The organism is Paracoccus marcusii (assembly GCF_006151785.1).
Lineage (GTDB): Bacteria > Pseudomonadota > Alphaproteobacteria > Rhodobacterales > Rhodobacteraceae > Paracoccus > Paracoccus marcusii.
In genome coordinates this window covers 1-7,102 of record NZ_VDDD01000152.1, presented here as the reverse complement: position 1 = coordinate 7,102, position 7,102 = coordinate 1, and the positions used below count along the sequence as shown (strand labels likewise).

At 70.2% G+C, this 7,102-nt stretch carries 6 protein-coding genes and 1 tRNA gene; 4 read left to right on the top strand and 3 right to left on the bottom strand.

From position 1 onward, the window contains the following. Window positions 1-229 precede the first annotated feature (229 nt). The 3 genes from FHD68_RS16585 to FHD68_RS16575 all read left to right on the top strand — a co-directional run bounded on the left by FHD68_RS16585 (window position 230) and on the right by FHD68_RS16575 (window position 3,501). The gene (locus FHD68_RS16585; protein ID WP_139086252.1) at window positions 230-1,615 is read left to right on the top strand and encodes a hypothetical protein; all 1,386 of its coding nucleotides are present in this window, start codon (window positions 230-232) and stop codon (window positions 1,613-1,615) included. A gap of 34 nt (window positions 1,616-1,649) precedes the next feature. Further along, window positions 1,650-3,347: a heme biosynthesis HemY N-terminal domain-containing protein gene (locus FHD68_RS16580; protein ID WP_239441347.1), complete on the top strand. Its 1,698-nt coding sequence runs from the start codon at window positions 1,650-1,652 to the stop codon at window positions 3,345-3,347. Between the two features lie 78 nt (window positions 3,348-3,425). After that, a tRNA-Thr gene (locus FHD68_RS16575) sits at window positions 3,426-3,501 on the top strand. 45 nt (window positions 3,502-3,546) lie between these two features. Here FHD68_RS16575 and FHD68_RS16570 read toward each other — a convergent pair. Beyond that, complete coding sequence (locus FHD68_RS16570) at window positions 3,547-4,980, bottom strand: alkaline phosphatase D family protein (RefSeq protein WP_127899151.1); 1,434 nt, start codon at window positions 4,978-4,980, stop codon at window positions 3,547-3,549. Between the two features lie 62 nt (window positions 4,981-5,042). Continuing rightward, the gene (locus FHD68_RS16565) at window positions 5,043-6,104 is read right to left on the bottom strand and encodes an ornithine cyclodeaminase (RefSeq protein ID WP_127899150.1); all 1,062 of its coding nucleotides are present in this window, start codon (window positions 6,102-6,104) and stop codon (window positions 5,043-5,045) included. A gap of 115 nt (window positions 6,105-6,219) precedes the next feature. Here FHD68_RS16565 and FHD68_RS16560 point away from each other — a divergent pair, with 115 nt between their 5' ends. Beyond that, window positions 6,220-6,651, top strand: coding sequence for an Lrp/AsnC family transcriptional regulator (locus FHD68_RS16560; RefSeq protein ID WP_127899149.1), 432 nt, complete (start codon window positions 6,220-6,222; stop codon window positions 6,649-6,651). Here the strand turns inward: FHD68_RS16560 and FHD68_RS16555 are convergent. Beyond that, window positions 6,648-7,102 (bottom strand): MrcB family domain-containing protein (locus FHD68_RS16555; protein WP_167550423.1); only part of this gene is annotated, 455 nt, incomplete at its 5' end. The two genes, FHD68_RS16560 and FHD68_RS16555, sit on opposite strands and share 4 nt — an antisense overlap.

The window sequence follows — 7,102 nt, the reverse complement described above, 5'->3', positions numbered from 1 at the left end:
GGTCGCGATCAGCGATGCCGCGGCTGCGGCCTGGACCGCGCCCGCCGCGCGCCGGGCGGTCGCCGACCAGCCGTCGGGCCGGGCGATGGATGCGGCAATCCGCGCGATGCTGGCTGCGGAACAAAGCTGAGATGGGCGGGTTGAGCGTTCAGCCCGCGCTGATTAGGCTGCGGCCGGCGCATGTGCCGCGCGACCGCCATCCATACGGGCACAAGACGGGGACAGGGACGTGAAGACACCGAAAGACACCATCAGCGGGGACAAGTCCCCGGCCAACGAATCCACTACCGGACCCGAGATCCGCAAGATCCCTGCCCATGTCGGCGTGATCGACCACGCGCCCGTGGGCGCAGGCACCCCCGCGCAGGCGGGCCTGCCCGGAGAGGTTCGCCCCGCGTCGTCGGCCTTGGTGGGCGACGGCACCGACACCATGCCCGCGGCGGAGAAGAAGCCCGCGCCCGGCACGCGCGCGAAGGCTGCGCCGAAGGACACCCCCTTCGCCCCGACATCCGATCAGCCCAAATCCGATCAGCCCAAGACCGACAGCGTGCCCCCGCACACGACGCCCGCGAAAGCGGCGGCGCCGGTGCGCAAGACCGGCTTCTGGCCCGTGGTCCTGGGCGGCGTCGTCGCGGCCGGGCTGGGGTCCGCCGCCACGATCTATGCGCTGCCGCATCTGCCCGCGGGTTGGCTGCCTGCCGCGCCGATGGCGCAGCAGGGTGACGATCAGGCGATGATCGACGCAGCCTCGCAGGCCGGACGCGAGGCCGCCGAACAGGCGATCGCCGCGGCCCCGGCCGCCGGTGGCGTGCCCGACGATCTGATGCCCCGCATCGAGGCGCTGGAGGAGCAGGTCGCGGCCCTTGGTCAGCCCGCCCCCGAATCGGATGTCCCGCAGGCCGTCGGCGACGCGACGCCGGCTGCTGGCACCGAGGAGCTTGCCGCCCTGCGCGACCGTCTGGACGAACAGCAGGCCCGCCTGGACGAACTGGCGGCCCGCCCGGCCTTCGACCCCGAGGCCGCGGCCGAACTGAAGCAGCAGATCGAGGCAGCCGCCGCCGAGGCGCAATCCAGCTTGGAGCAGACCCGCGCCCAGGCCGAGGTGCTGCAGAGTGCCGCCACCGAAAGCACCCGCCGGGCCGAGGCCGTGGCCGCCATCGCCGCGCTGCAGACCGCGCTGGACGCGGGCGTGACGCCCGACCAAGCCCGCGAGGCGCTGGAAGGTGCGGGGCTGGACACGCCCGAAGCGCTGCAGGCGCAGGTGCCCAGCCTGACCGAACTGCAGGCCGATTTCCCCGAGGCCGCGCGTGCCGCGCTGCGCGCCAGCCTGCGCGACACCAGCGCCAGCGGCGAGGGGAACCTGCTAACGAACTTCCTGCGCGCCCAGACGGGCGCCCGGTCGGTCGAACCGCGCGAGGGCGACGATGCCGACGCGATCCTGTCGCGGGCCGATGCCGACGTGCAGGCGGGCCGGATCGACGCCGCGCTGACGCAGATGCAGGCCCTGCCGGAGCCCGCCACGGCAGCTCCCGCGATGGCCGATTGGCTGTCCCGCGCAACCGCCTATTCCCAGGCACGGGCGGCATTGTCCGACCTGTCCTCGGGCACGAACTGAGGGCCGCCCGATGCTGTTGTCACTGCTGAAAATCTTGTTCTTTTTTGCCGTCGTCCTGGCCTTGGCCCTGGGGGCGGTCCAACTGTCCGAAACCGGGCAGGTGCTGCGCATCGAATATGGCGGCATCGAATACGCTTTATCGCCGCTGAAGGCGCTGGTGGCGCTGTTCGTGCTGATGATCGCCGCCTGGCTGATCTTCAAGCTGCTGGGGCTGGCACTGGCCGTCCTGCGGTTCCTGGTGGGCGACGAGACCGCCATCAACCGACATTTCGCCCGCTCGCGCGAGCGCAAGGGTTATGCCGCCTTTGGCGAGGGAATGCTGGCCGTCGCCTCGGGCGAGGGGAAGCTGGCGCAGGATAAGGCTGCGAAGGCTGCGAAGTACCTGAACCAACCGCATCTGACGAACCTTCTGGCCGCGCAGGCGGCCGAGACGTCGGGCGACACCGGCAAGGCCATCGGCATCTATCGCACGCTGCTGGACGACGACCGCACCCGCTTTGTGGGCATCCGCGGGCTGATGCGCCAGAAGCTGGCCGAGGGTGACACCCACAAGGCGCTGCTGCTGGCGCAGAAGGCCTATGCGCTGAAGCCGCGCCACAAGGAGGTTCAGGACACCCTGCTGGACCTGCAGACCCGGGAACAGGACTGGAAAGGTGCCCGCCAGACCCTGAAGGACAAGCGCACGCAGGGCGACCTGCCCAAGGACGTGGCACTGCGCCGCGATGCCGTCCTGGCCCTGCAGGAGGCCAGCGACGTGCTGGCGCACGGCAATTCCATCAGCGCGCGCGAGGCGGCAATCTCGGCCGCCAAGGCGTCGCCGGACCTGGTCCCCGCCGCCGTTCTGGCCGCGCGCAGCTATGTCGCGCAGAAGGATTACCGCAACGCCTCGCGGATCCTGGAGAAGACCTGGTCGGTGCGTCCGCATCCCGACGTCGCGGCCGCCTATGCCGAGATCGTCCCGGACGAGACCCCGGCCGCCCGCCTGCGCCGTTTTGACGCCCTGATCAAGAAGAATGCCGATCACGAGGAAACCCGCCTGCTGAAGGCCGAACTGCTGCTGGCCGCAGAGGACTTTCCCGGCGCGCGGCGCGCCTTGGGCGATCTGGCGGAAAAGCATCCGACCGTGCGGACCCTGTCGATCATGGCTGCCGTCGAACGCGGCGAAGGTGCCGACGACAGCGTCGTGCGTGGCTGGCTGACCCGTGCCCTGTCGGCATCGCGTGGACCCCAGTGGTGCTGCGACAAGTGCCACAATGTCATGCAGGCCTGGGCCCCGGTCTGCGACAGCTGTGGCGGCTTTGACACGCTGACCTGGCGCGAACCCGAGACGCGGCACAGCACGACATCGGCCACGGGGGCCGAGATGCTGCCGCTGCTGGTCGGTGCGCCCAAGCCCGCGGATGACGTGCCGGACCTGACCGAACCCGTGCAGCCGCACCCGCCCGGCCCGGCAGAGCCCGAAGGCAAGCCCGCCCCGCGTCGGGTCGAGCAGGCGGTCGTCGCCCCCGGCATGGTCCCGCGCGAAAGTGACTATCGGGTCATCGACGAGCCGTCCTCGACCGTGACCACGCCCGAGCCTGTGCTGGTCACCGAGCCGGAGCCCATGCCCCAGCCCGCGCCGCTGCCCGAACCGGAGCAGGCTGCCACCCCGGCCGCGGAACCGGTCATGGTCCGCCCCGATGTCGAACCGACGGATGCGGCGGACTGGACGGACACCCGCGCACGGCGCTGATCCGGTGATGCGAATTTTTCGCAGCTGACCCCTTTTCGTCATGGCGCGAAGATGCTATCCGCGCGCCATGACCAGAATGCCGCAGTAGCTCAGCTGGTAGAGCACATCATTCGTAATGATGGGGTCGGGGGTTCGAGTCCCTTCTGCGGCACCATGATCCGAGAGCCAAAGGCCGCCCCATCGGGCGGCCTTTGTCGTTCTAGAGCGGCAGGGCAGGGGTACGCCCGCTGTCCTCCAGGTCCCAGGCCGCCTGCCATGCGCCCTTGCGGCGGTCCAGCACCAGGAAGTTGCGCTGCGCGATGTAGCGGTGGCGCTGTCCGGGCAGGGGCCGGATGCGGATCGGATGGTCCGGCAGCGGGTCCTCTCCCAGCCAGGCCAATGCGCCCAGAAACCGGGCCCAGCCCTTTGGCGGCGCGCGATGCGCGATGCCCGAGGCCACCAGCTGATGCAGATGCAGCCCGCCGCCCAGGTCCATCTCGGCCCGCGTGGCCAGGTGGATCTCGCCCGACAGGGCGGTCACGTCATGGCCGTCGCGGCGCGCCATGTCGCGCACCAGGCGCAGGATGCGGCGCCATTCGTCGCGATGGGTGCGGCTTTGCCACTGGTCGCGCAGGTCGTCCTCGTATTTCTGCATCCGCGGAATGGCCACCATCAGCGCTTCCAGGATCGACATGCGCGGCCCCAGCAAGGGCACGCTGGACATCAGCATGGTGCGGCCCTGCGTCTGGCGACGCGCCTCCGCGTCCATCATCTGCCAGCCGCCCGGCCCCATGATGTCGCGCCGCGTGCGTTCGGACCGCATGTCGGGCGCCAGCAGCCGCAGGCCGGGCGCGTTGATCACCCAGCCCAGATGCCCGCCCTGCGGGTCGGCGAAGCGGGCGGGCAGATCGCCCGCCACGGTGCAGTGCTGGAACAGAAGGAAGCTGTCGCGCGCGGCGGCGAACAGCGCCTGTCCCACCGCCGATTCGGTGCGCGACCGGGGAAGCGAGCCCCACCCGTCGCAGATGTCGTGATCGTCCCACTGCATCAGCGACGGCACCCGTGCGGCAAGCCAGGCCAGTTCGGGCGCACCATAAAGCGCGGCATAGCGGTCGAAGAATCGCTGGCGCAGATGCGCGCGCAGGCCGTCCAGCGCCTGGGGCGACGGGCTGTCGGGCACGCGGTCAGGCCAGTCGTCGCTGAGCGGGTGGCCCTCGGTGACCTCGTCAGCATAGACCTGATCGCCACCATGCAGCAGCAGCGCGAAGGGCGCGCGGCGGTGGTCGTCGCGCAGGCGCGCCCACATGGCGTTGCGCTCGGACCCCTCGCGGTCCATGTCGCCGACCTCCTCGCCGTTGCACGAGACATAGGCCAGCCGCAGATCCCCGGTCAGATCGCTCGCGACCTCGAACCGCTGGCCATCCCAGTCATAGGTCGAGGCCCGGTCCGCAGGCAGCGCGAATCGCGCCCGCCAGACGGTGGCGCCGTCATAGCGGGCCAGCGCCACAGGCGCGACCGGACCTGAGGGCGCGGCGACCGGGGCCGGGGACTGATCGCCAGGCATAATGAACAGGGCCGACAGCGACATCCGCCCCAGGGCGACGTCGTCAAGCAGCAGGATCGGGCCGATGGGGCGGGTGATCTGGATGGACATGCCGATCAGCTAAGGCGGAACCTGCGGCTTCGCAATTCGCGATCGTGCCGCAGGCGATCACATCAGGCGGCGTCCTGCCGGGGTGCCGCGCGACACAGCATACCGAACAGGTCGCGCGCGTCGTCGGGATCGGCGATCATGTCCAGGTCCAGGAACAGCCCCGTGCCCTGCAGGCGCTTGTGGATGTGGCGCAGGGCGCTGAAATCCTCGATCGCGAATCCCACGCTGTCGAACAGGGTGACCTGGTCGGCGTGGGTGCGGCCGGGCACGTGGCCCGCGATGACCTGCCACAGTTCGGTCACGGGATGGTCGGGGTCCAGCTGCTGGATCTCTCCCTCGACGCGGGTCTGGGGCGGGTATTCGACAAAGATGCCCGCGCGCAGCAGGATGTCGCGGTGCAGTTCGGTCTTGCCGGGGCAATCGCCGCCGACCGCGTTCAGATGCACGCCCGCGCCCACCATGTTGTCCGACAGGATGGTGGCATATTGCTTGTCCGCGGTGCAGGTCGTCACGATCTGCGCGCCCAGGATCGCCTCCTCGGCACTGGCACAGGGGACGACGCGCAGCCCGCGCCCGGCCAGGTTCGCCGCGCATTTCGCGGTGGCGGCAGGATCAATGTCGTAGAGGCGCACCTCGGTGATGCCGCAGATCGCCTTGAAGGCCAGGGCCTGGAACTCGGCCTGCGCGCCGTTCCCGATCATCGCCATCACCCGCGAATCGCGCGGGGCCAGCCAGCGGGCGGCCATGGCGCTGGTCGCGGCGGTGCGCAGCGCGGTCAGGATGGTCATCTCGGACAGCAGCAGCGGATAGCCGGTCGCGACATCGGCCAGCACGCCGAAGGCGGTGACCGTCTGCAGCCCCTGGCGCATGTTGCCGGGATGGCCGTTCACGTATTTGAACCCGTAATGCTGTCCGTCGGATGTCGGCATCAACTCGATCACGCCGATGTCGGAATGGCTGGCGACGCGGGGGGTCTTGTCGAAATCGGGCCAGCGGCGGAAGTCGGCCTCGATCGCGTCGGCCAGTTCGACCAGCAGCGGCTCGATGCCCACGTGATGGACCAGCTGCATCATGTGATCGACGCTGACAAAGGGAACAAGCGCCTGGCGCGAGGGCGGGGTCATCGGTCTTCTCCTGCAGGGTTTCGTCCATGATGCTGCGCGATATGGGTCGGTTTCAACTGGACAGGCAGCAGGAATGGCGGGATCATTGGCCATATTGGCGGGGAACGGTGCCATTATGGACGATCTGGATCAGGCGCTGATCGCGCAGCTGCGCCGCGACGGGCGGGCCTCGGTGCTGCACCTGGCGGACAGGCTGGGTGTCAGCCGCGCGACCGTCCGCCTGCGCCTGGCCCGGCTGCTGGAGCGGCAAGATATCCTGGGCTTCACCGCCATCACCCGCGCCGATGCGCAGGATGCGCCGGTCCGCGGCCTGATGCTGATCGGGATCGAGGGGCGGGGCGCAGACCGCATCATGGCCCGCCTGACCGCGATGGCGCAGGTGACGGCGGTGCATTCGACGAACGGGCGGTGGGATCTGATCGTGGACCTGGCGGCGGGGTCGCTGTCGGAACTGGACGACGTCCTGCGCCGCATCCGCGACCTGGACGGCGTCATGACATCCGAGACGAACCTGATCCTGTCCACCCGCCGCGCAGGCACCCGCTAGACCAGCGCGCGATACAGGTCCAGCATCCGTATCAGCGCCCTGTCGAACCCCTCCGGATCGGGCGCCGCCGCATCCCAACTGCGCGACAGGACGCAGCCGGCCTGATAGCCCTGCGGCAGCGTCGCGTCCGACCCCAAGGCGATGGGCCTCGTGTCAAAGCCATGTCCCGGCAGGCCGTCCCGCGTGCGTGCCGCCCGGTCGCGCAGATGGCGCAGGCCCGCGTCGTGGCCATGCTCGCGCAGCGCGTCCGCCGCGCCATGCTGCAGCGACAGCACGATCCGTTCGTCCGGGGCGTTCACGAAGCAGGCGACGTAAAGCCCGTGGCGCATGCTGCGCGTCACATGCGGCGCGAACCACGCGACCCAGGGCACCGCCGCCCAACCCGGCGCACCGGTGCTGGCCCGCACCAGCAGGCGTTCGGGACGCCCGGCCACCGCCGCCCGCGCCAGCG